Consider the following 21,835-nt stretch of genomic DNA (forward strand, 5'->3'; position numbering starts at 1 on the left):
AAACGAAAGTAGAGCAAACCGTGGCCCGCAAGACCCCCATCGACCGCTACCGCAACATCGGCATCTCGGCGCACATCGACGCCGGCAAGACCACGACCACGGAGCGGATCCTTTTCTACACGGGCGTCTCGCACAAGATGGGCGAGGTCCACGATGGCGCGACCGTCATGGACTGGATGGAGCAGGAGCGCGAACGCGGCATCACGATCACCTCGGCCGCGACGACCTGCTTCTGGAAGGGGATGGACGGCAATCTTCCGGAGCACCGCGTCAACATCATCGACACGCCTGGCCACGTCGACTTCACGATCGAGGTCGAGCGCTCCATGCGCGTGCTCGATGGTGCTTGCATGGTCTATTGCGCGGTTGGCGGCGTTCAGCCCCAGTCCGAGACGGTATGGCGGCAGGCCAACAAGTACGGCGTGCCGCGCCTCGCCTTCGTCAACAAGATGGACCGCACCGGCGCCAACTTCTTCAAGGTCTACGACCAGATGAAGTCGCGCCTCAAGGCGAACCCCGTCCCGGTCCAGATTCCCATCGGCGCCGAGGACAAGTTCGAGGGCGTGGTCGACCTCATCCGCATGAAGGCGATCTACTGGGACGAGGCCTCCCAGGGCATGAAGTTCGACCTGCGCGAGATCCCGGCCGACCTCGTCGAGACCGCCAAGGAATGGCGCGAGAAGATGGTCGAGAGCGCCGCCGAGGCCAGCGAAGAGCTCATGAACAAGTACCTCGAGTCGGGCAGCCTCACGGAAGCCGAAGTCAAGCTCGGCATCCGCACGCGCACGATCGCGAGCGAGATCGTGCCGATGATGTGCGGCTCGGCGTTCAAGAACAAGGGCGTGCAGGCCATGCTCGACGGCGTGATCGACTACATGCCCGCGCCAACGGATATCCCGCCGGTGACGGGCGAGCTCGAGAACGGCGAGCCGACCGAGCGGCGCGCTGCGGACGACGAGCCCTTCTCGGGCCTCGCATTCAAGATCATGACCGACCCGTTCGTCGGTCAGCTCATCTTCTTCCGCGTCTACTCCGGCGTCATCAATTCCGGCGACACGATCTACAACCCGATCAAGCACAAGAAGGAGCGCATCGGCCGGATCCTGCAGATGCACGCCAACCAGCGCGAGGAAATCAAGGAAGTCCGCGCGGGCGACATCGCCGCCGCGGTCGGCCTGCGGGAGGCGACGACGGGCGACACGCTCTGCAACCCCGACAAGATCATCATCCTGGAGCGCATGGTGTTCCCGGAACCCGTGATCTCGCAGGCCGTGGAGCCGAAGACCAAGGCGGACCAGGAAAAGATGGGCATCGCCCTCAACCGCCTGGCCCAGGAAGACCCGTCGTTCCGCGTCCACACCGACGAGGAAAGCGGCCAGACGATCATCGCCGGCATGGGCGAGCTCCACCTCGAGATCATCGTGGACCGCATGCGGCGCGAGTTCGGCGTCGAGGCGAGCGTGGGCAAGCCCCAGGTCGCCTACCGCGAGACGATCCGCAAGGTGGTCGACTCGGTCGAGGGCAAGTTCATCAAGCAGTCGGGCGGCCGCGGCCAGTACGGCCACGTCGTGCTCAAGGTGGAGCCCCAGGAAGCCGGCAAGGGCTTCGAGTTCGTCGACGCCATCAAGGGCGGCGCCGTGCCGCGCGAATTCATTCCCGCGGTGGAAAAGGGCCTGCGCGAGACGCTGCCGGCTGGCGTGCTGGCCGGATACCCCGTCGTGGACGTGAAGGTGACGCTGCACTACGGCTCGTACCACGAGGTCGATTCGAACGAGAACGCCTTCAAGATGGCCGCCTCCATCGGCTTCAAGGAGGGCATGCGCCGGGCGAACCCGGTGCTGCTCGAACCGATGATGGCCGTGGAGGTCGAGACTCCCGAGGAATACGCCGGCTCGGTAATGGGGGATCTTGCGTCCCGCCGCGGCCATCTGCAGGGCATGGACGACATTCCCGGCGGCGGGAAGGTGATCAAGGCCGAGGTGCCGCTGTCGGAGATGTTCGGCTACTCGACGAGCCTGCGCTCGGCGACCCAGGGCCGCGCCACCTACACCATGGAATTCAAGCACTACTCCGAGGCGCCGAAGAACGTCGCCGAAGCGATCATCAACCAGAAAGCTGCAGCCTGATATTCACGAGGAATCGAAATGGCAAAGGGCAAGTTTGAGCGGACCAAGCCGCACGTGAACGTGGGGACGATTGGCCACGTGGACCACGGGAAGACGACGCTGACGGCGGCGCTGACGCTGGTTTTGTCGAAGAAGTTCGGTGGCGAGGCGAAGGCGTACGCCCAGATCGATGCGGCGCCGGAGGAGAAGGCGCGCGGGATCACGATCAACACGGCGCACGTCGAGTACCAGACGAAGAATCGGCACTACGCGCACGTGGACTGCCCGGGCCATGCGGACTACATCAAGAACATGATCACGGGGGCGGCGCAGATGGACGGTGCGATCCTGGTGGTGTCGGCGGCCGACGGCCCGATGCCGCAGACGCGCGAGCACATCCTGCTGGCGCGCCAGGTGGGGGTGCCCTACATCATCGTGTACATGAACAAGGCGGACATGGTCGATGACCAGGAGCTGCTGGAGCTGGTCGAGATGGAGATTCGCGAGCTGCTTTCGAAGTACAAGTTTCCCGGGGACAAGACCCCGATCGTGATCGGTTCGGCGCTGAAGGCGCTGGAGGGGGACACGGGGGACCTGGGCGAGGGTTCGATCATGAAGCTGGCGGACGCGCTCGACACCTACATTCCGCAGCCGGAGCGGGCCATTGACGGGGCGTTCCTGATGCCGGTGGAGGACGTGTTCTCCATTTCGGGTCGCGGGACGGTGGTGACGGGGCGCGTGGAGCGCGGCGTGGTGAAGGTGGGCGAGGAGATCGAGATCGTGGGCCTGCGGGCGACGGTGAAGACCGTGTGCACGGGGGTGGAGATGTTCAGGAAGCTGCTGGATCAGGGGCAGGCCGGGGACAACGTGGGGGTGCTGCTGCGGGGCACGAAGCGCGAGGAGGTGGAGCGCGGCCAGGTGCTGGCCAAGCCCGGCTCGATCACGCCGCACACGAAGTTCGAGTGCGAGGTGTACGTGCTGAGCAAGGAGGAGGGCGGTCGTCACACGCCGTTCTTCAACGGCTACCGTCCGCAGTTCTATTTCCGCACGACGGACGTGACCGGTTCGCTGGAGTTGCCGTCGGGCGTCGAGATGGTGATGCCTGGCGACAACATCAAGATGGTGGTGACGCTGATTGCGCCGATCGCGATGGAGGACGGGCTACGCTTCGCCATCCGCGAAGGTGGCCGCACCGTCGGTGCCGGCGTCGTCACCAAGATCCTGGAGTAGGACCATGGCCCAGAATCCCGGCAAGCAGAAGATCCGCATCCGCCTCAAGGCGTTCGACTACAAGCTGATCGACCAGTCGGCGCAGGAAATCGTGGAAACCGCCAAGCGCACGGGTGCGGTCGTGAAAGGGCCGGTGCCGATGCCCACCCGCATCGAGCGCTTCGACGTCCTGCGCTCGCCGCACAAGAACAAGACGTCGCGTGACCAGTTCGAGATCCGCACGCACCTGCGCCTGATGGACATCATCGATCCGACCGACAAGACGGTCGATGCACTCATGAAACTCGACCTGCCGGCCGGGGTCGACGTGGAGATCAAGCTGTAGCGAATGGATGGACCGTCCCGGCAGCCGCCCGGACGGAAGGTGAATGGCCGGCCAATTGCAGCTGGCACCCGCGGGGAATCCGGCGGGCGAACAAGAAGAAAGGAAAGAAGATGAGTCTCGGACTCGTCGGCCGGAAGGTCGGCATGATGCGCATCTTCAACGAGGACGGCAGCAGCGTCCCCGTGACGGTGCTCGATTGCGCGGGCAACCGCGTCACCCAGATCAAGACCGCCGATGGCGACGGCTATTGCGCCATACAGGTGGCGTTCGGCAAGCGTCGCGCATCGCGCGTGACCAAGGCCATGGCCGGCCACTTCGCCAAGGCCGGGGTCGAGGCAGGCAGTGTCCTCAGCGAATTCCGCGTCTCTCCCGAGGCTCTCGCCGAGCTTGCGGTGGGCGCCGAGCTCAAGGTGGACATGTTCCAGGTCGGCCAGAAAGTCGACGTCACCGGGACTTCCATCGGCAAGGGGTACGCGGGCGTCATCAAGCGCTACCACTTCTCGTCGAACCGCGCGTCGCACGGCAACTCGCGGTCGCACAACAGCCCCGGTTCGATCGGCATGGCGCAGGATCCCGGCCGCGTCTTCCCGGGCAAGCGCATGGCCGGCCACCTCGGCAACGTTCAGCGCACGGTCCAGTTGCTCGAAGTGGCCCGCGTGGATGCCGAGCGCGGCCTCGTCATGGTGAGGGGATCGGTGCCCGGCGCGAAGAACGGCAGCGTGGTGCTGCTTCCCAGCGTGAAAGCCAAGGCGCCGAAGGGAGGCAAGTGATGGAACTCAAGGTCATCAACGAAAGGGGCGAGGCTCTCGCCCCAGTGGCCGCCTCCGAGGCCCTGTTCGGACGCGCATACAACGAGGCCCTGGTCCACCAGATCGTGGTCGCATACCAGGCCAACGGCCGCGCGGGAACGCGCGCGCAACTGGACCGCGGAAACGTCAAGCACTCGACGAAGAAGCCGTGGCGCCAGAAGGGCACCGGCCGCGCCCGCTCGGGCATGACGTCGAGCCCGCTGTGGCGCGGCGGCGGGAAGATCTTCCCGTCCTCGCCCGAAGAGAACTTCACGCACAAGGTCAACCGCAAGATGTATCGAGCGGGCATGGCTTCGATCCTGTCGCAGCTCGTCCGCGAGGAACGCCTTTCGGTGGTCGACGCACTCACGGTCGACCAGCCCAAGACGAAGCTGCTCACTCAGAAACTCAAGGCGATGGGGCTCTCCGAGGTGCTGATCATCACCGACCAGCCGGACGAGAACCTCTACCTCTCCTCGCGCAACCTGCCCAATGTGCTGGTTCTCGAGGCGCGCCATGCCGATCCGGTGAACCTCGTGCGCTTCCCCAAGGTCCTGCTTACCCGCGGCGCGGTCAAGCATTTCGAGGAGGCGCTCGCATGAATGTCGAACGTCTGATGAAAGTCATCCGCGCCCCGATCATTTCGGAGAAGGCGACGATGGTGGGCGAGAAGCACCGCCAGATCGTGTTCGAGGTGCTCGCGGACGCGACCAAGGCCGAAATCAAGGCTGCCGTCGAACTGCTCTTCAAGGAGCAGAAGGTGGAAGTCGCCGCTGTGAACGTGGTGAACCTCAAGGGCAAGCAGAAGCGCCACGGCCGCTTCGAGGGCCGGCGCCGCGATGTCAAGAAGGCGTACGTGAGCCTCAAGGGCGAAGGCGACATCAACTTCGTGGAAGGAGTGGCATAACATGGCCCTCGTCAAGACCAAACCCACCTCACCCGGCCGCCGGTCGATGGTGAAGGTCGTCAACCCCGACCTGCACAAGGGCAAGCCGCACGCCCCGCTCCTGGAGAAGCAGTCCAGGCGGGCCGGCCGGAACTCCTTCGGCAACATCACCACGCGCCACCAGGGCGGCGGGCACAAGCAGCACTATCGCCTGATCGACTTCCGTCGCAACAAGGACGGGGTCCCGGCGACGGTCGAGCGGCTCGAGTACGACCCGAACCGCAGCGCCAACATCGTGTTGCTCTGCTACGCCGATGGCGAGCGCCGCTACATGATCGCCCCCAAGGGGATCGCCGTGGGCCAGAAGGTCGAGAGCGGTGCGGAGGCGCCGATCAAGACCGGCAATTCGCTGCCGCTTCGCAACATCCCGGTGGGCACCACGGTGCACTGCGTCGAGATGCTTCCGGGCAAGGGTGCGCAGATCGCGCGCGCCGCCGGCGCCGGGGTGCAGCTGCTCGCGCGCGAAGGGGAGTACGCGCAGCTTCGCATGCGCTCTGGCGAGATCCGCCGTGTCCACGTCGACTGCCGCGCCACGATCGGCGAGGTGGGCAACGAGGAGCACAACCTGCGGCAGATCGGCAAGGCCGGCGCCAATCGCTGGCGTGGCATCAGGCCGACCGTCCGGGGCGAAACGATGAACCCGGTGGACCACCCGCTCGGCGGCCGCACGCGCGGCAACCGGCATCCGGTCTCCCCGTGGGGCCAGCCGGCCAAGGGCAAGAAGACGCGGTCCAACAAGCGCACGCAGACGATGATCGTGCGCAGCCGACACAAGAAGGCGTAAGGGGACCGACATGTCACGATCAATCAAGAAGGGCCCGTTCGTCGATGGGCATCTCATGAAGAAGGTGGAGACCGCTTCCGCGGCCAAGGACAAGCGCCCGATCAAGACCTGGTCGCGCCGTTCCACTGTCCTGCCGGATTTTGTCGGCCTCACCATCGCAGTCCACAATGGCAAGCAGCACATCCCCGTGTACGTGACCGAGAACATGGTCGGCCACAAGCTGGGCGAGTTCGCGCTCACGCGCACCTTCAAGGGCCACTCGGCCGACAAGAAGGTCGCGGCGCCCTCGGCCCCGGCGAAGAAGTAAGGAGACCGCGATGCAAGTTGACGCAAAGCTTTACGGCGCGAAGCTCTCGGCCCAGAAGGGCCGGCTCGTGGCCGACATGGTGCGCGGCCAGAAGGTCGATCGCGCGCTCAACATCCTCGCCTTCACTCCCAAGAAGGGCGCGGTGATCATCAAGAAGGTGCTCGAGAGCGCGATCGCGAACGCCGAGCACAACAACGGCGCCGACATCGACGAACTCAAGATCACCCGCATCGTCGTCGAGAAAGGCCCGGTGCTCAAGCGCTTCCACGCGCGTGCCAAGGGGCGCGGCAACCGTGTGCTGAAGCATTCCTGCCACGTGTTCGTTACCGTCGGCGACGGCAGGAACTAAGGGGAAAACCATGGGACAGAAAATCAATCCGATCGGCTTCCGCCTTTCGGTCAACCGCAACTGGACGTCGAAGTGGTACGCGAACTCCAAGAATTTTCCCGGCATGCTGCTGGAGGACATCCGGGTCCGCGAGTACCTCAAGAAGAAGCTATCGCACGCCGCGGTCGGACGCGTCGTCATCGAGCGCCCCGCCAAGAACGCGCGCATCACCATCTACTCGGCGCGCCCGGGCGTGGTGATCGGCAAGAAGGGCGAGGATATCGAGGGCCTGCGCCACGTCCTGCAGAAGCTCATGGGCGTGCCGGTCCACGTGAACATCGAGGAGATTCGCAAGCCCGAGCTCGACGCGCAGCTCATCGCCGACTCGATCACGGGCCAGCTCGAGAAGCGGGTGATGTTCCGGCGCGCCATGAAACGCGCGATGCAGAACGCCATGCGCCTGGGCGCTCAGGGAATCAAGATCACCAGCGCGGGCAGGCTGAACGGTGCCGAGATCGCGCGCACCGAGTGGTATCGCGAAGGCCGCGTGCCCCTGCATACGCTGCGCGCGGACATCGAGTGGGGTTTTTCCGAGGCCCGCACGACCTACGGCAAGATCGGCGTGCAGGTTCTCGTCTTCAAGGGTGAGGTCCTCGGCAAGGGTGAGCAGCCGGCGGCCGCAGCGCCCGAAGCGGAGAGAAAGACCAGGAAACCGGGGGTGAAACATGTTGCAGCCAGCTAGAAGGAAATATCGCAAGGAGCAGAAAGGCCGCAACAAGGGGGTCGCGACGAATGGCGCCAAGGTGTCGTTCGGCGAGTTCGGTCTCAAGGCCGTCGGCCGGGGCCGCCTCACCGCGCGCCAGATCGAGGCTGCCCGCCGCGCCATGACACGCCACATCAAGCGGGGTGGCCGGATCTGGATCCGCATCTTCCCCGACAAGCCGATTTCCAAGAAGCCGGCCGAGGTCCGCATGGGCAACGGCAAGGGCTCGCCCGAGTACTTCGTGGCGGAGATCGTGCCGGGCAAGGTTCTCTACGAGATGGACGGAGTCGAGGAAGCGCTGGCCCGGGAAGCGTTCGCGCTCGCCGCGGCGAAGCTCCCGATCCGGACCACATTCGTGCACCGCCTCATCGGTTGAAGGGATTGACATGAAAGCGAGTGAACTCCGAACCAAGAGCGTCGAGGTCCTGCAGAAGGAACTCCTGGAGCTGCGCCGCGCGCAGTTCGGCCTGCGCATGCAGCTGGCTACGCAAAGCCTCACCAAGAACAGCGAGATCCAGCGCGTGAAGCGCGAGATCGCGCAAGTGCACACCGTGCTCACCGAGAAGGCGAAAGCGAGCAAGCAATGAGCGAGACCGCGAAGAACCAGCGCCAGCTCACGGGCAAGGTCGTGAGCGACAAGATGGAAAAGACCGTGACCGTTCTGGTCGAACGCCAGGTGATGCACCCGGTCATCGGCAAGGTGGTGCGCCGCACCCGGAAGTACCACGCCCACAACGAGGGCAACGAGGCCAAGACGGGCGACACCGTGATGATCGTGGAATGCCGCCCGATCTCGAAGACCAAGGCGTGGAAGGTTGCGAAGCTGGTCGAGCGCGCCCGGCCGGAGTAGGCTTGCGCCCCGCGGCAAAAACCTGCTAATATTGCAGACTTTACTGCTTCCGGCCGCGGCTTCGTCGGCCGGAAGTCCGCTCTGACCCCGGGTAATTCCGGGGGCAACCCGGTCGTCGGCCGAAGCCGATGCACCCCAAGCGCCCGGGCCCAGAACCACTTCACGCCAGCCGGAGGCTTTCCCCGCGTGGGAGCGCCAACCGGCGGAAGACGGATCCAAGACTGGCCGGACGGGATTTGAACCCCGCCGGGTCAAGTTGGAGAGAAAACAATGATTCAGATGCAGTCGATTCTCGACGTCGCCGACAACACCGGCGCGCGTTCGGTGATGTGTATCAAGGTGCTCGGAGGCTCGAAGCGCCGCTACGCCGGCATCGGCGACATCATCAAGGTGAGCATCAAGTCGGCCGCCCCGCGCGGCCGCGTGAAGAAGGGCGAGGTCTACAGCGCCGTGGTGGTACGCACCGCGCACGGCGTTCGCCGCCCCGACGGCTCGGTCATCAAGTTCGACTCGAACGCCGCGGTGCTCCTCAATCCGAAGCTCGAGCCGATCGGAACCCGCATTTTCGGGCCCGTGACGCGCGAACTCCGTAACGAGCGCTTCATGAAGATCGTCTCGCTCGCGCCTGAAGTGCTGTAGGGAGCCACCCATGAAGAAGATCCGCAAGGGCGACCAGGTGGTCGTCAACACCGGCAAGGACAAGGGCAAGCGCGGCACCGTGCTGCGCGTCCTCGATACCGGCAAGGTCGTGGTCGAGGGAATCAACCGCGTCAAGCGCCACACCCGCCCCAACCCCATCAAGGGGCAGACCGGCGGCATCGTGGACAAGGAGATGCCGATCCAGGCCTCGAACGTGGCGCTGTTCAATCCCGCCACGGGCAAGGGCGATCGTGTGGGCTTCCGCGTGCTCGACGACGGCCGCAAGGTCCGCTTCTTCAAGTCGAACGGCGAAGTCGCCGACGCCTGAGAATCCGGGAGAACCATTCCATGGCAAAGGCCAAAGAACAGAAACCCGCCAAGTCAGAGTCGTCCGCGCTGCCGCCGCGCCTCCAGACCCTCTATCGGGAGACGGTCGTTCCGGCGCTGATGAAGCAGTTCGGATACAAGACCGTCATGCAGGTCCCGCGCATCGAGAAGATCACGCTCAACATGGGCGTGGGCGAGGCCGTCGCCGACAAGAAGATCCTCGACAACGCCGCCGGCGACCTCGTGAAGCTCGGCGGACAGAAGCCGGTCGTCACCAAGTCGCGCAAGTCGATCGCGAGCTTCAAGGTCCGCGCCGGCTATCCCGTCGGATGCATGGTGACGCTGCGCTCGCGCCGCATGTACGAGTTCCTCGACCGCCTGGTGACGATCGCGCTGCCGCGCGTGCGCGACTTCCGCGGGGTGCCGGCCCGGGCCTTCGACGGCCGCGGAAACTACAGCCTGGGCGTCAAGGAACAGATCATCTTCCCCGAGATCGAGTACGACAAGGTCGACGCGCTCCGCGGGATGAACATCTGCATCACCACGACCGCGAAGACGGATGCGGAGGCGAAGGCCCTCCTCGCCGCCTTCCGCTTCCCGTTCAGAACTGAGAGGGCGTAATGGCCAAGCTCGCACTCATCAACCGCGAGGCGAAGCGCCGCGCAACCGTGAAGAAATACGCGGAGAAGCGCAAGGCGCTCTTCGCGATCATCCAGGACTCCAAGGCGACCGACGATGCGCGCGACGAGGCCCTGGCGAAGCTCCAGGCGATGCCCCGCAACGCCTCGCCGGTGCGCCTGCGCAATCGCTGCGCGATCACGGGCCGCCCTCGTGGCACGTTTCGCAAGTTCGGCCTCGCGCGCAGCAAGATCCGCGAGATCGCGATGCGCGGCGAGGTCCCCGGCATGATCAAGGCGAGCTGGTAGGAGGCCATTTATGAGCATGAGTGATCCCATCGCGGATATGCTGACCCGGATCCGGAACGCCCAGGCAACGGAGAAGGTCAGCGTCGCAATCCCGTGTTCGAAAGTGAAAGTCGCGATCGCCAAGGTCCTGAAGGACGAAGGCTACATCGAGGACTTCGCGCAGCGCGCGGTGGACGGCAAGAGCGTCCTCGAGATCGGCCTGAAGTACTACGCCGGGAAGCCCGTGATCGAGAAGATCGAGCGCATCTCGCGACCCGGGCTGCGAATCTACAAGGGCCGCGACGACATTCCGCGCATCCTCAACGGCCTGGGCGTCGCGATCGTCTCGACATCCCGTGGCGTGATGACTGACCGGCGCGCCCGTGAATCGGGCGTGGGCGGCGAAGTCCTCTGCATCGTGGTGTAAGGAGGCGCGCCATGTCCCGCATCGCAAAATATCCCGTCGAGATTCCCGAAAAGGTCGAGGTTTCGCTCGGTCAGTTCGACCTCACCGTGAAGGGGCCCCTGGGCACCCTCAAGCAAGCGCTGTCGACCGACGTCGTCGTGAAGATGGAGGGCTCGCAGCTCACCTTCGCTGCGGCCAGCGGCTCGATCCAGTCCAATGCGATGTCCGGCACCATGCGCGCGCTCGTCGCGAACATGGTGCACGGTGTGAAGCAGGGCTTCGAGAAGAAGCTCACGCTGGTGGGCGTCGGCTACAAGGCGCAGGCGCAGGGTAACAAGCTCAACCTCGCGCTGGGATTTTCCCACCCGATCGTCCACCTGCTTCCCGATGGCGTGAAGGCGGAGACGCCGACCCAGACGGAAATCCTCATCAAGGGCGTCGACCGCCAGAAGGTTGGGCAGGTCGCCGCGGAGATCCGCGCGTACAAGTCCCCGGAACCCTACAAGGGCAAGGGCGTGCGCTATGCCAATGAGACCGTGGTGATCAAGGAAACGAAGAAGAAGTAACCCGGCGACGGCAAAGCTACGGAGAATCCCCCATGACCGACAAGAAAACATCGAGACAGCGCCGCGCCGCGAAGACGCGTGCTCGCATCCAGCGCCAGGAAGCCGTCCGCCTCACGGTGCACCGCACGAACCTGCACATCTATGCGCAGGTCGTCGCTGCTGACGGCGCGAAGGTCCTCGCCTCCGCTTCGACGATCGAGAAGGAAGTGCGCGCCCTGCACCCGAAAGGAAGCAACAAGGAAGCCGCGGCGCTGGTCGGCAAGCGCATTGCCGAGAAGGCCACGGCGGCCGGCGTTACGGAAGTGGCGTTCGACCGATCGGGATTCAGCTACCACGGCCGCGTGAAGGCACTTGCGGAGGCCGCCCGCGAAGGCGGACTCAAGTTCTAGGGCCGCTCAGGCAAGATCACAGGAAACCGACATGGCGAAATACGAGCAGAACGACGAGCGCAGCGACGGCCTCCGGGAGAAGATGATCTCGGTGAACCGGGTGACCAAGGTCGTCAAGGGCGGCCGCATCCTGGGCTTTGCCGCACTGACGGTGGTTGGCGACGGCGACGGGTCCATCGGCATGGGGAAGGGCAAGTCCCGCGAAGTTCCCGTGGCGGTCCAGAAGGCGATGGAGCAGGCCCGCCGCAACATGGTGAAGGTCGCCCTCAAGGGCGGCACGATCCATCACGAGGTTCTCGGCCAGCATGGCGCGACGCGCGTGTTCATGCAGCCCGCGGCCGAAGGCAACGGCATCAAGGCGGGCGGCGCCATGCGCGCGGTCTTCGAGGTGATGGGCGTGACCAACATCTCGGCCAAGTGCCACGGCTCCACCAACCCCTACAACGTCGTGCGCGCCACGCTCGACGGGCTGCTCCAGCAGCATCGTCCGTCGGAAATCGCGGCCAAGCGCGGCAAGAAGGTCGAAGAGATCGTCGGCTGAGGATGAACCCCGAGATGACTGCCTCCAAGAAAATCAAGGTGACCCAGCTCAAGGGCCTGCGCGGCGCGCTCAGCGAGCACAAGGCATCGGTGCGCGGCCTCGGCCTTCGCCGGATCCGGCACACCGTCGAGGTCGCCGACACGCCCTCCATCCGCGGGATGATCAACAAGGTGAGCTATCTCGTGAAAGTCGAGGACTGAGATGGAACTCAACACGCTCAAGCCCGCACCGGGCTCGAAGAAGAACAGGCGGCGCGTTGGCCGCGGAATCGGTTCGGGGCTCGGCAAGACCGCCGGCCGCGGGCACAAGGGCCAGAAATCGCGCGCCGGCGGCTTTCACAAGGTCGGCTTCGAGGGCGGGCAGATGCCGCTCCAGCGCCGCATGCCCAAGCGCGGCTTCGTCGCGGTCACGATCCAGCCGGCCGTCGAGGTGCGCCTGGGCGACCTGAAGAGGATCGAGGGCGACACCGTCGATATCGTCTCGCTGCAGGCGGCGGGTCTCGTCGCCGGTGGCGTGAAGCGCGCCAAGATCATCCTGACCGGCAAGGTCGAGAAGGCCTTCAAGGTACAGGGCGTGGGCGTCACGAAGGGCGCCAAGGCGGCCATCGAGGCCGCCGGCGGCTCCATCGCGGCCTGACGTCCGGGACCAAGCACTTGTCATCCAATCCCCTCTCAACCCTCGGAAAGCTGGGCGACCTCAAGCGTCGCCTGTGGTTTCTCGTGGGCGCGCTCGTCGTCTACCGCATGGGGACCTTCATTCCCGTGCCTGGGATCGACCCTGCGGAGCTCGCGAAACTCTTCCAGCAGACCAAGGGCGGCATCCTGGACATGTTCAACATGTTCTCGGGAGGGGCGCTGTCGCGATTCTCGATCTTCGCGCTGGGCATCATGCCCTACATTTCCGCATCGATCATCATGCAGCTCCTGACGGTGGTTTCGCCCCAGCTCGAGGCGCTCAAGAAGGAAGGCGAGGCGGGCCGCAGGAAGATCACGCAGTACACGCGTTACGGCACCGTCGTGCTCGCCGCCTTCCAGGCGCTCGGGATCTCCGTTGCGCTGGAAGCCCAGCCGGGCCTCGTCATCGACCCGGGTCTTGCGTTCCGGCTCGTGACGGTGATCACCCTCATGACCGGCACGCTGTTCCTGATGTGGCTGGGCGAGCAGATTACCGAGCGGGGCCTGGGCAACGGTATCTCGATGATCATTTTCGCGGGCATCGTGGCGGGTCTTCCGCATGCGATCGGGGGGACACTCGAGCTGGTGCGCACCGGCGCGATGACCATCTTCGTGGCGCTGTTCATCTTCGCCCTGGTGTTCGGGGTCACGTTCGTCGTCGTGTTCGTGGAGAAGGGCCAGCGCCGCATCCTGGTGAATTACGCCAAGCGCCAGGTAGGCAACAAGCTCTACGGTGGCCAGAGCTCGTTCCTGCCGCTCAAGCTGAACATGTCCGGCGTCATCCCGCCGATCTTCGCCTCGTCGATCATCCTGTTTCCCGCCACCCTCGCGAGCTGGTTCGGCGCCAACGAGAAGATGACCTGGCTGAAGGATCTTTCCGCGGCGCTCTCGCCCGGGCAGGCCCTCTACATCGTGCTCTACGCCTCGGCGATCATCTTCTTCTGCTTCTTCTACACGGCGCTGGTGTTCAATTCCAAGGAGACGGCGGACAACCTCAAGAAGAGCGGCGCTTTCGTCCCCGGAATCCGGCCCGGCGACCAGACGGCGCGCTACATCGACAAGATCATCACCCGGCTCACGCTGATCGGCGCCATCTACATCACGCTCGTCTGCCTGCTGCCCGAGTTCCTGCATACGCAGTACAACGTGCCGTTCTACTTCGGGGGCACCTCGCTCCTGATCGTGGTCGTGGTCACGATGGATTTCATGGCGCAACTCCAGGCCTACCTGATGTCGCACCAGTACGAAAGCCTGCTCAAGAAGGCGAACTTCAAGGGCACGGGCGGCTTCCCGGTGCGCTAGGGAAAACCGGGAATGGCGAAGGAAGAGACGATTCAGATGCAGGGAGAGGTCGTTGAGACCCTCCCGAATGCGATGTTCCGGGTGAAGCTCGAGAACGGTCACGTGGTTCTCGGTCACATCTCCGGGAAGATGCGGATGCACTACATCCGGATCCTGCCGGGCGACAAGGTGACCGTCGAGCTCACCCCGTACGACTTGACGAAGGCCCGGATCACGTTCCGGGCGAAGTGAGGAGAAAACGATGCGAGTTCAGGCTTCGGTGAAGAAAATCTGCCGCAAGTGCAAGATCGTGCGACGCAAGGGCGTCGTGCGCGTCATCTGCTCGGACCCGCGCCACAAGCAGCGCCAGGGCTGACCGCCCCGGCCCGCCCAGGATAAAGCTAAGGAAAAGCCATGGCCCGTATTGCCGGCATCAATATCCCGAACCACCAGCACGCCTCGATCGCGCTGACCGCCATTTTCGGCATCGGCCGCGCCCGCGCCCGTCTTATCTGCGACGCAGCCGGCGTGAAGCAGTCCGCGAAGATCAAGGATCTCACCGACGGCGAGATGGACAAGCTGCGCGAGCAGGTGTCGCGCTTCGGCGTCGAGGGAGACCTCCGGCGCGAGACGTCCATGAACATCAAGCGGCTCATGGACCTCGGTTGCTATCGGGGGGTTCGCCACAAGAAGGGCCTGCCTGTCCGGGGCCAGCGCACGCGTACCAACGCGCGTACCCGCAAGGGGCCGCGCAAGGCCGTGCGACTGTCGAAGTCCGCCTGACCCCATTCACGAGTTGAGGAATCCATAGCATGGCAAAACCTGCCGCCACGAGAGTCCGAAAGAAGGTCAAGAAGAATGTGTCCGAGGGAATCGCGCACATTCACGCCTCCTTCAACAACACGATCGTGACCATTACCGACCGCCAGGGCAATGCCCTGTCGTGGGCGACATCCGGCGGCGCGGGCTTCAAGGGCTCGCGCAAGTCCACGCCATTCGCGGCGCAGGTCGCCGCAGAGGCTGCCGGACGAGCCGCGCAGGAATGCGGCGTGAAGAACCTTGAAGTGCGCATCAAGGGTCCCGGCCCCGGCCGCGAGTCCGCGGTGCGGGCCCTCAACGCCCTCGGGCTCAAGATCCTTTCGATCGCCGACGTGACGCCGGTGCCGCACAACGGCTGCCGTCCGCCGAAGCGCCGCCGGATGTAACCCGGCCGGCCAGACGAAAAGAACACAGGAGAACACCGTGGCACGCTATCTCGGCCCCAGTTGCAAGCTCGCCCGTCGCGAGGGCACCGACCTGTTCCTGAAGAGCGCCCGCCGTGGGCTGGACACCAAGTGCAAGCTTGATGTGCGTCCCGGCCAGCACGGCGCGAAGATGACCCGCGTGTCGGAATACGGACACCAGCTTCGCGAGAAGCAGAAGATCCGCCGCATGTACGGCGTGCTCGAGCGCCAGTTCCGCAATTACTTCGAGAAGGCCGCGCAGAAGAAGGGCCCGACCGGCGAAACCCTGCTCCAGCTGCTCGAGAGCCGGCTGGACAACGTGGTGTACCGCATGGGGTTCGCCTCCACGCGCGCCGAGGCCCGCCAGCTCGTATCGCACAAGGCGATCGAGGTGAACGGCAGGCCCGTCAACATCCCCTCCTACCTGCTGCGCGCGGCCGACACCATCACCGTGCGCGAGAAGTCGCGGGCGCAGCTGCGCATCAAGAGCTCGCTCGAACTGGCCGAGCAGAACGGCTTCCCGAGCTGGGTCGACGTGGAACCGAAGAATTTCAAGGGTGTGTTCAAGAGCGTGCCCGACCGTTCGGAGATCGCCTCCGACGTGAACGAACAGCTGGTGGTCGAGCTCTACTCCAAGTAAGCGCTGCTCAAGCGGCACGGACGCAAGCTCGCTCCCTCAACCGACACTGGCAGAGGTTCCACGCATGCAAAGCAACGCCACGAATTTCCTGAAGCCCCGCATCATCGACGTGCAGAACCTTTCCCCCACGCACGCCAAGGTGGTGATGGAACCGTTCGAACGCGGCTACGGGCACACACTCGGCAACGCGCTTCGCCGCATCCTCCTGTCTTCCATGCCCGGCTACGCGGCGACGGAAGTGAAGATCGCGGGCGTCCTGCACGAATACTCGACCATCGAAGGCGTGCAGGAGGACGTGGTCGACGTGCTCCTGAACCTCAAGGGCATCGTGATGAAGCTGCACGGCCGCGGCGAGGTGGGGCTCAAGCTCAAGAAGGACAAGCCCGGCCCGGTGACGGCGGCGGACATCGAGCAGACCCATGACATCGAGATCATCAACCCCGATCACGTGATCGCGCATATCACGCAGGGCGGCAAGCTCGAGATGACGGTCAAGGTGGAAAGAGGCAGGGGCTACGTGCCGGCCACTTCCCGGCGCTCGGAGGATACGCGCGCGATCGGCGCAATTCTTCTCGACGCCTCGTTCAGCCCGATCCGCCGCGTGAGCTACCAGGTCGAGAGCGCCCGGGTCGAGCAGCGCACCGACCTGGATCGTCTCGTGATCGACATCGAGACCAACGGCGTCATCGAGCCGGAGGAAGCGGTCCGCTACGCTGCGAGTGTTCTCGTGGACCAGCTCTCCGTCTTCGCCTCGCTCCAGTCCACCAGCGAGGAGCGCATCGAAAGCGCGCAGCCGCAGGTCGACCCGATCCTGCTCCAGCCCGTCGATGACCTCGAACTCACCGTGCGTTCGGCCAATTGCCTCAAGGCCGAGAACATCTACTACATCGGCGACCTGATCCAACGTACCGAGAACGAGCTCCTGAAGACGCCGAACCTCGGCCGCAAGTCGCTCAACGAGATCAAGGAAGTCCTGGCCTCCAAGGGCCTGACCCTCGGCATGAAGCTCGAGAACTGGCCGGTGGCGGGTCTCACCAAGTAGGGCCAGGCGAACACCAGCCCCGGCAATCCGGGGTTTCCGAACACATAACGATAACAAGGCCGCACAGGCCAAGAGTGCCGAAAGGAAATCGACATGCGTCACCGTCACGGACTTCGCAAGCTGAACCGCACCAGCAGCCATCGTCTCGCGATGCTGCGCAACATGACCGTCTCGCTGCTCAAGCACGAGGCGATCCGCACGACGCTTCCGAAGGCGAAGGAACTGCGCCGCGTGGCCGAGCCCATCATCACGCTCGGCAAGAACCCGACGCTCGCCAACAAGCGCCTCGCCTTCAACCGCCTGCGCGACCGCGACATGGTCGTGAAGCTCTTCGCCGAGCTGGGCCCGCGCTACAAGAGCCGCAACGGCGGTTACCTGCGCATCCTCAAGTGGGGCTTCCGCGTGGGCGACAACGCGCCGATGGCGCTGGTCGAGCTGATGGACCGCCCGGAGCCCAAGGAAGAGTCCGGCAAGGGTGAAAAAGCGGCCTGAGCACCACCGCTGCTGCCGCAAGGAAAAGCCGACCCTCGCGTCGGCTTTTTCATGGCAGGACGATCATTGGACGAGGATGATCCGGTAATCGTTCACGTTGGTGCGCGTCGGCCCGGTCACCACCAGGTCGCCCAGCGCGCCGAAGAAGCCGAAACCGTCGTTGTTCGCGAGCATTCGCCTCGCGTCCAGCCCGAGCGCCGCCGCGCGCTCCAGCGAATCGGGCGCCGCGATCGCCCCGGCATTCGCCTCCGCGCCGTCGATGCCGTCCGTGTCCGCGGCAAGCGCCCAGATGCGCTCCAGGCCGCCGAGCTCGATGGCGAGCGAGAGCAGGAATTCGCTGCACCGGCCGCCTTTTCCGTTCCCGCGCAGCGTGACGGTCGTTTCACCGCCTGAAATGACGGCCACCGGTGGCTTGAACGGCTGCCCGTGCAGGCGCAACTGGCGTGCGATCGCGGCGTGCACCTTCGCGACTTCCCTCGACTCGCCCGTCACCGAGTCGCCCAGGACCATCGGCGTCACGCCCCGCTGCTGCACGAAGGCTGCCGCAGCCATGAGGCTTGCATGCGCCGTGGCGATGACGCGGACCTCCACGCGGTCGAACCCCGGGTCGCCGGGCTTGGGCGTCTCCGGGATCTCCCCGGCCGCGCCCCGGGCCAGCCGCGACGCGATCGAGGCGGGCGCCGTCACGCCGAAGCGCGAAAGGATGTCGATTGCGTCGCGGTACGTAGTCGGGTCTGGCGAGCAGGGCCCGGAGGCGATGTGGGTGGGCTCGTCGCCCGTCACGTCGGAAATCACCAGCGCGAGCACGCGCGCACGTGTTGCAAGGGCGAGGCGCCCGCCCTGGATGACGGAAAGGTGCTTGCGGATGACGTTCATGTCCTGGATGGGCGCACCGCTTGCGAGCAGGTCGCGCGTGACCGCCTTCAGGTCGGCCATCGCGACGCCATCGACGGGAAGCGATAGAAGGCTGGAACCGCCGCCCGACACGAGAACGAGCAGGAGATCGCCCTCGCCGAGCGCGGAGGCGAGCGAGAGTATCTGCCTTGCCGCCGCCTCGCCGGCTTCGTCTGGCACCGGATGTCCCGCCTCGATCACCTTGATCCGCTGCGTGGGCAACCCGTGGCCGTAGCGGGTGATGACCCGTCCCTCGAGAGGCGCGTCGGAGGGCCAGTGCCGCTCGACTGCCACGGCCATCGAGGCGGCTGCCTTGCCCGCACCCACCACGACCGTCCTTCCCTTCGGCGGCGCCGGGAGGTGAGCCGGCACGATCTGCAGCGGATCGGCCGCGGCGAGCGCTGCCCTGAAGCTGCCCTCGAGAAGTTCCCGCGGGTCCATCAGGCCGAAGCCTTCCGTCTGCCTGCCGGCACGAGCACCGGCGCGAGGAAGCGCCCGGTGAAGCTCGCCGGCGTGGCTGCGATGTCCTCCGGCGTTCCCTGCGCGATGACGGTGCCGCCGCCATCGCCACCCTCCGGCCCGAGATCGATCACCCAGTCCGCCGTCTTGATGACGTCGAGATTGTGCTCGATCACGACCACGGTGTTGCCGTGGTCGCGCAAGCGGTGCAGGACGCGAAGTAGCAGGTCGATGTCGTGGAAATGCAGCCCTGTCGTCGGCTCGTCGAGTATGAAGAGGGTCCGGCCGGTGTCGCGCTTGGACAGTTCCAGGGCCAGCTTCACGCGCTGCGCCTCGCCTCCCGAAAGCGTCGTGGCGCTCTGGCCCAGGCGAACGTACCCCAGTCCCACTTCCATCAGCGTCTGCAGCTTCCTCGCGATGGCGGGGACGGCGGAGAAGAGCTCGAGGGCCGCCTCGACGGTCATGTCGAGGACCTCGCAGATGTTCCGGCCCCGGTAACGCACATCGAGCGTTTCGCGGTTGTATCGCTTGCCGTGGCAGACGTCGCAGGTGACGTAGACATCGGGTAGAAAGTGCATCTCCACCTTGATGACGCCGTCGCCCTGGCACGCCTCGCAGCGGCCACCCTTCACGTTGAACGAGAAGCGCCCCGGCCCGTAGCCGCGCGTTCTCGATTCCGGCGTGCCCGCGAACAGGTCCCGGATGGGCGTGAACAACCCGGTGTAAGTGGCCGGGTTGGAGCGCGGCGTGCGCCCGATGGGACTCTGGTCGACGTTGATCACCTTGTCGAAGTGATCGAGGCCTTCTATCGCCTCGTGCTCGGTGGGCTCCGTCGTGGCGCCATAGAGGTGCCTCGCGGCAGAGGCATAGACAGTATCGTTGATGAGGGTCGACTTGCCCGAGCCCGACACGCCCGTCACGCACACGAAAAGCCCGACGGGAATATCCACCGTCACGTCCTTCAGGTTGTTGCCTCGGGCCCCCACGATGCGAAGGCCGGCGTTCGGGTCGCGCCGGTGACGCCGCGCCGGCAGCGCGATCGTCCGGCGCCTGCCCAGGTACTGGCCCGTGAGGGAGGACGGGTTCGCCTCGATTTCCGCGGGCGTTCCCTGCGCGACGACCTCGCCCCCGTGTTCGCCCGCGCCGGGCCCCATGTCGACCACGTGGTCGGCCGCGTGGATGGCCTCCTCGTCGTGCTCGACCACGATCACGGAATTGCCCAGATCGCGCAGGCGCTTGAGCGTCTCGATGAGCCTTGCGTTGTCGCGCTGGTGCAGGCCGATCGAGGGCTCGTCCAGCACGTACATCACCCCGGTGAGTCCCGAGCCGATCTGACTCGCCAGGCGGATGCGCTGCGCCTCCCCGCCGGAAAGCGTATCGGCCGAGCGGGTGAGGGAAAGGTAGTCGAGGCCCACGTCGTTCAGGAAGCGGATGCGGTTGGCGATCTCGCGCAGGATCTTGTCCGCGATGGCCTGCCGGTTGCCTCCGAGCTGCAGCGTTTCGAAGAAGGGCTGCGCGTCCTTCAGAGGCAGCGCCGAGACGTCCTGGATCGACCGCCCGGCCACGCGCACGTGGCGCGCCTCCTGGCGAAGCCGGGTGCCCGCGCAATCGGGGCAAGCGCGGTTGTTGAGGTACTTCGCGAGCTCCTCCTTCACCGCGGCGGAGTCGGTCTCCCGAAGGCGGCGCTCGAGATTCGGGAGGATCCCCTCGAAGGCATGCTCGCGCAACGCCGACTTGCCGCGCTCGCCGGGATACCGGAAGGCGATCTTCTCCTGGCCCGAACCCTCCAGCACCACCGCCTGGGCGCGTTCAGGAAGGTTCTCGAATGCGCTCTCCACGTCGAAGTCGAAATGCCGTGCGAGACTGACCAGCATCGAAAAGTAGAACTGGTTGCGACGGTCCCAGCCGCGAATGGCGCCGCCGGCGAGGGACAGGTGGGGGAAGGCGACGACGCGCTTCGGATCGAAGAAAGTGATCTGCCCGAGCCCGTCGCATCGCGGGCACGCGCCCATCGGGTTGTTGAACGAAAAGAGCCGCGGCTCGAGCTCGGGGAGCGAGAAGCTGCACAGCGGGCAGGCGAACTTCGCGGAGAAGAGGTGTTCCTTCCCCGAATCCATCTCCACTGCCAGCGCCCGTGCGTCGGCGTGCCGGAGAGCCGTCTCGAAGGACTCCGCCAGGCGCTGCTTGGTGTCGGGCTGGACCTTGAGCCGGTCAACGACGATCTCGATCGTGTGCTTGCGGTTGCGGTCAAGTTTCGGCAACTGGTCGATCTCGTGCACCTCGCCATTGATGCGAAGCCGCACGAAGCCCTGCGACCGAAGCTCCTCGAAGAGCTCGGCCTGTTCCCCCTTGCGGCCGGTAACCAGTGGGGCCAGCACCATGACGCGCGTTCCTTCGGGCAGGGACTGCACGTGGTCCACCATTTGCGAGACGCTCTGCGCGGAAAGCGCCAGGCCGTGCTCGGGGCAATGGGGCTCGCCCACGCGCGCGAAGAGAAGGCGCAGGTAGTCGTGGATCTCGGTCACTGTCCCGACCGTCGATCGCGGATTGTGCGACGTGGCCTTCTGCTCGATGGAGATGGCAGGCGACAAGCCCTCGATCAGGTCCACGTCCGGCTTTTCCATGAGCTGCAGGAATTGCCGGGCGTAGGCGGACAGGGATTCGACGTATCGCCTCTGCCCCTCCGCGTAGAGCGTGTCGAAGGCAAGGGAGGATTTCCCCGAGCCCGACAGGCCGGTGATCACCACCAGCCGGTTTCGCGGAATGTCGAGGTGGACGTTCTTGAGGTTGTGCGTGCGGGCGCCGCGGATTCGAATGTGGTCCATGCCCTGGATGGGAATCGAGGTCCTGTCGTGGCTTCTGGCGCCCCCACGGCGCCGAGGCGGACCGTGGAGGCAATCTGCTAATATACCTGAGCGTCCTACCCCGTTC

General features: G+C 65.3%; 33 protein-coding genes. 31 read left to right on the forward strand and 2 right to left on the reverse strand.

Annotated elements, in window-relative coordinates:
* The first annotated feature begins 20 nt into the window (after window positions 1-20).
* From fusA to rplQ, 31 genes are all read left to right on the forward strand, one after another.
* Complete coding sequence (fusA, locus tag IPP91_11895) at window positions 21-2,126, forward strand: elongation factor G (protein MBL0142769.1); 2,106 nt, start codon at window positions 21-23, stop codon at window positions 2,124-2,126.
* 18 nt (window positions 2,127-2,144) lie between these two features.
* Window positions 2,145-3,335, forward strand: a complete 1,191-nt coding sequence (tuf, locus tag IPP91_11900) for an elongation factor Tu (GenBank protein ID MBL0142770.1) — start codon at window positions 2,145-2,147, stop codon at window positions 3,333-3,335.
* A 4-nt stretch (window positions 3,336-3,339) separates the two neighbouring features.
* A complete protein-coding gene (gene rpsJ / locus IPP91_11905) occupies window positions 3,340-3,660 on the forward strand; it encodes a 30S ribosomal protein S10 (protein ID MBL0142771.1) in 321 nt (106 codons plus the stop codon).
* 110 nt (window positions 3,661-3,770) lie between these two features.
* Window positions 3,771-4,430 (forward strand): 50S ribosomal protein L3, encoded by a 660-nt coding sequence (gene rplC / locus IPP91_11910; GenBank protein MBL0142772.1) that lies wholly within the window; start codon window positions 3,771-3,773, stop codon window positions 4,428-4,430.
* Window positions 4,430-5,050, forward strand: coding sequence for a 50S ribosomal protein L4 (gene rplD, locus IPP91_11915; protein MBL0142773.1), 621 nt, complete (start codon window positions 4,430-4,432; stop codon window positions 5,048-5,050). Before rplC ends, rplD begins: the two co-directional genes overlap by 1 nt.
* On the forward strand, window positions 5,047-5,355 hold the full coding sequence (gene rplW / locus IPP91_11920; GenBank protein ID MBL0142774.1) for a 50S ribosomal protein L23: 309 nt from the start codon (window positions 5,047-5,049) through the stop codon (window positions 5,353-5,355). Before rplD ends, rplW begins: the two co-directional genes overlap by 4 nt.
* Window position 5,356: 1 nt before the next feature.
* Window positions 5,357-6,178 (forward strand): 50S ribosomal protein L2, encoded by an 822-nt coding sequence (rplB, locus tag IPP91_11925; GenBank protein ID MBL0142775.1) that lies wholly within the window; start codon window positions 5,357-5,359, stop codon window positions 6,176-6,178.
* 10 nt (window positions 6,179-6,188) lie between these two features.
* The gene (gene rpsS, locus IPP91_11930; protein ID MBL0142776.1) at window positions 6,189-6,485 is read left to right on the forward strand and encodes a 30S ribosomal protein S19; all 297 of its coding nucleotides are present in this window, start codon (window positions 6,189-6,191) and stop codon (window positions 6,483-6,485) included.
* 10 nt (window positions 6,486-6,495) lie between these two features.
* Entirely contained in the window at window positions 6,496-6,834 is a 339-nt protein-coding gene (gene rplV / locus IPP91_11935) for a 50S ribosomal protein L22 (protein ID MBL0142777.1), read from the forward strand.
* Between the two features lie 10 nt (window positions 6,835-6,844).
* Window positions 6,845-7,555, forward strand: coding sequence for a 30S ribosomal protein S3 (rpsC, locus tag IPP91_11940; protein ID MBL0142778.1), 711 nt, complete (start codon window positions 6,845-6,847; stop codon window positions 7,553-7,555).
* Entirely contained in the window at window positions 7,539-7,952 is a 414-nt protein-coding gene (gene rplP, locus IPP91_11945) for a 50S ribosomal protein L16 (GenBank protein MBL0142779.1), read from the forward strand. Before rpsC ends, rplP begins: the two co-directional genes overlap by 17 nt.
* A 10-nt stretch (window positions 7,953-7,962) precedes the next feature.
* A complete protein-coding gene (gene rpmC / locus IPP91_11950; protein ID MBL0142780.1) occupies window positions 7,963-8,163 on the forward strand; it encodes a 50S ribosomal protein L29 in 201 nt (66 codons plus the stop codon).
* Entirely contained in the window at window positions 8,160-8,426 is a 267-nt protein-coding gene (gene rpsQ, locus IPP91_11955) for a 30S ribosomal protein S17 (GenBank protein MBL0142781.1), read from the forward strand. Before rpmC ends, rpsQ begins: the two co-directional genes overlap by 4 nt.
* 270 nt (window positions 8,427-8,696) lie before the next feature.
* The gene (gene rplN / locus IPP91_11960) at window positions 8,697-9,065 is read left to right on the forward strand and encodes a 50S ribosomal protein L14 (GenBank protein MBL0142782.1); all 369 of its coding nucleotides are present in this window, start codon (window positions 8,697-8,699) and stop codon (window positions 9,063-9,065) included.
* Window positions 9,066-9,075: 10 nt separating this feature from the next.
* Window positions 9,076-9,393 (forward strand): 50S ribosomal protein L24, encoded by a 318-nt coding sequence (rplX, locus tag IPP91_11965; protein MBL0142783.1) that lies wholly within the window; start codon window positions 9,076-9,078, stop codon window positions 9,391-9,393.
* Between the two features lie 20 nt (window positions 9,394-9,413).
* Entirely contained in the window at window positions 9,414-10,013 is a 600-nt protein-coding gene (gene rplE / locus IPP91_11970; GenBank protein MBL0142784.1) for a 50S ribosomal protein L5, read from the forward strand.
* Window positions 10,013-10,318: a 30S ribosomal protein S14 gene (rpsN, locus tag IPP91_11975; protein ID MBL0142785.1), complete on the forward strand. Its 306-nt coding sequence runs from the start codon at window positions 10,013-10,015 to the stop codon at window positions 10,316-10,318. Before rplE ends, rpsN begins: the two co-directional genes overlap by 1 nt.
* A gap of 10 nt (window positions 10,319-10,328) precedes the next feature.
* A complete protein-coding gene (gene rpsH / locus IPP91_11980; GenBank protein MBL0142786.1) occupies window positions 10,329-10,724 on the forward strand; it encodes a 30S ribosomal protein S8 in 396 nt (131 codons plus the stop codon).
* 11 nt (window positions 10,725-10,735) lie between these two features.
* Window positions 10,736-11,269, forward strand: coding sequence for a 50S ribosomal protein L6 (gene rplF / locus IPP91_11985; GenBank protein ID MBL0142787.1), 534 nt, complete (start codon window positions 10,736-10,738; stop codon window positions 11,267-11,269).
* A 32-nt stretch (window positions 11,270-11,301) separates the two neighbouring features.
* Window positions 11,302-11,658, forward strand: a complete 357-nt coding sequence (gene rplR, locus IPP91_11990; protein MBL0142788.1) for a 50S ribosomal protein L18 — start codon at window positions 11,302-11,304, stop codon at window positions 11,656-11,658.
* A 31-nt stretch (window positions 11,659-11,689) separates the two neighbouring features.
* Window positions 11,690-12,199, forward strand: a complete 510-nt coding sequence (gene rpsE, locus IPP91_11995) for a 30S ribosomal protein S5 (protein ID MBL0142789.1) — start codon at window positions 11,690-11,692, stop codon at window positions 12,197-12,199.
* Window positions 12,200-12,213: 14 nt separating this feature from the next.
* A complete protein-coding gene (rpmD, locus tag IPP91_12000) occupies window positions 12,214-12,399 on the forward strand; it encodes a 50S ribosomal protein L30 (protein ID MBL0142790.1) in 186 nt (61 codons plus the stop codon).
* A gap of 1 nt (window position 12,400) precedes the next feature.
* Window positions 12,401-12,835 carry a 50S ribosomal protein L15 gene (rplO, locus tag IPP91_12005; GenBank protein MBL0142791.1) on the forward strand — a complete coding sequence of 145 codons (435 nt, stop codon included), beginning with the start codon at window positions 12,401-12,403 and terminating at the stop codon, window positions 12,833-12,835.
* A 17-nt stretch (window positions 12,836-12,852) separates the two neighbouring features.
* Window positions 12,853-14,175, forward strand: a complete 1,323-nt coding sequence (gene secY / locus IPP91_12010) for a preprotein translocase subunit SecY (protein MBL0142792.1) — start codon at window positions 12,853-12,855, stop codon at window positions 14,173-14,175.
* 12 nt (window positions 14,176-14,187) lie between these two features.
* The gene (gene infA / locus IPP91_12015) at window positions 14,188-14,406 is read left to right on the forward strand and encodes a translation initiation factor IF-1 (GenBank protein MBL0142793.1); all 219 of its coding nucleotides are present in this window, start codon (window positions 14,188-14,190) and stop codon (window positions 14,404-14,406) included.
* A gap of 10 nt (window positions 14,407-14,416) precedes the next feature.
* Window positions 14,417-14,530, forward strand: coding sequence for a 50S ribosomal protein L36 (gene rpmJ / locus IPP91_12020; protein ID MBL0142794.1), 114 nt, complete (start codon window positions 14,417-14,419; stop codon window positions 14,528-14,530).
* A gap of 38 nt (window positions 14,531-14,568) precedes the next feature.
* Window positions 14,569-14,937 carry a 30S ribosomal protein S13 gene (gene rpsM, locus IPP91_12025; GenBank protein ID MBL0142795.1) on the forward strand — a complete coding sequence of 123 codons (369 nt, stop codon included), beginning with the start codon at window positions 14,569-14,571 and terminating at the stop codon, window positions 14,935-14,937.
* Between the two features lie 29 nt (window positions 14,938-14,966).
* Window positions 14,967-15,359, forward strand: a complete 393-nt coding sequence (gene rpsK, locus IPP91_12030; GenBank protein ID MBL0142796.1) for a 30S ribosomal protein S11 — start codon at window positions 14,967-14,969, stop codon at window positions 15,357-15,359.
* Between the two features lie 37 nt (window positions 15,360-15,396).
* Window positions 15,397-16,017, forward strand: coding sequence for a 30S ribosomal protein S4 (rpsD, locus tag IPP91_12035; GenBank protein MBL0142797.1), 621 nt, complete (start codon window positions 15,397-15,399; stop codon window positions 16,015-16,017).
* A 64-nt stretch (window positions 16,018-16,081) separates the two neighbouring features.
* Window positions 16,082-17,059 (forward strand): DNA-directed RNA polymerase subunit alpha, encoded by a 978-nt coding sequence (gene rpoA / locus IPP91_12040; GenBank protein ID MBL0142798.1) that lies wholly within the window; start codon window positions 16,082-16,084, stop codon window positions 17,057-17,059.
* Between the two features lie 93 nt (window positions 17,060-17,152).
* Window positions 17,153-17,551 (forward strand): 50S ribosomal protein L17, encoded by a 399-nt coding sequence (gene rplQ / locus IPP91_12045; GenBank protein MBL0142799.1) that lies wholly within the window; start codon window positions 17,153-17,155, stop codon window positions 17,549-17,551.
* A 63-nt stretch (window positions 17,552-17,614) separates the two neighbouring features.
* Here rplQ and IPP91_12050 read toward each other — a convergent pair whose 3' ends face one another.
* Both IPP91_12050 and uvrA read right to left on the reverse strand, forming a co-directional pair.
* On the reverse strand, window positions 17,615-18,886 hold the full coding sequence (locus IPP91_12050) for a glycerate kinase (protein ID MBL0142800.1): 1,272 nt from the start codon (window positions 18,884-18,886) through the stop codon (window positions 17,615-17,617).
* The gene (gene uvrA / locus IPP91_12055) at window positions 18,886-21,729 is read right to left on the reverse strand and encodes an excinuclease ABC subunit UvrA (GenBank protein ID MBL0142801.1); all 2,844 of its coding nucleotides are present in this window, start codon (window positions 21,727-21,729) and stop codon (window positions 18,886-18,888) included. Before uvrA ends, IPP91_12050 begins: the two co-directional genes overlap by 1 nt.
* Window positions 21,730-21,835 lie beyond the last annotated feature (106 nt).

The organism is Betaproteobacteria bacterium, from assembly GCA_016720855.1.
In the GTDB taxonomy this organism is placed as follows: Bacteria; Pseudomonadota; Gammaproteobacteria; order Burkholderiales; family Usitatibacteraceae; genus FEB-7.